The sequence below is a fragment of the Pseudomonas sp. SIMBA_068 genome (genome assembly GCF_046534705.1).
Taxonomy (GTDB): Bacteria; Pseudomonadota; Gammaproteobacteria; order Pseudomonadales; family Pseudomonadaceae; genus Aquipseudomonas; species Aquipseudomonas putida.
The window spans coordinates 1-240 of record NZ_JAWRYI010001512.1; the positions used below are offsets into that span (position 1 = coordinate 1).

A 240-nucleotide genomic window follows, 5' to 3' on the forward strand; every position below is an offset into this window, starting at 1 on the left:
GTAGTGCGCGCCCGTCAGGTGATGCACGGCAAGACCAGCCCGGTGCTGCACCGCGACCTGGGCGTATTCGCCGGCCTCAACAACCCGCTCACCGTTACCCGCTACCACTCCCTGGTGGTCAAGCGTGAAACCCTGCCCGAGTGCCTGGAAGTCACTGCCTGGACCGCTCATGCCGACGGCGCGGTCGACGAGATCATGGGCCTGCGCCACAAGACGCTGAACATCGAAGGGGTGCAGTTC

1 protein-coding gene is annotated in these 240 nt (G+C 65.4%); it reads left to right on the top strand.

Translation table 11 applies throughout. The features are described from left to right. Nucleotides 1–240 (top strand): glutamine amidotransferase-related protein (locus SB756_RS34715; RefSeq protein ID WP_410913838.1); only part of this gene is annotated, 240 nt, incomplete at both ends.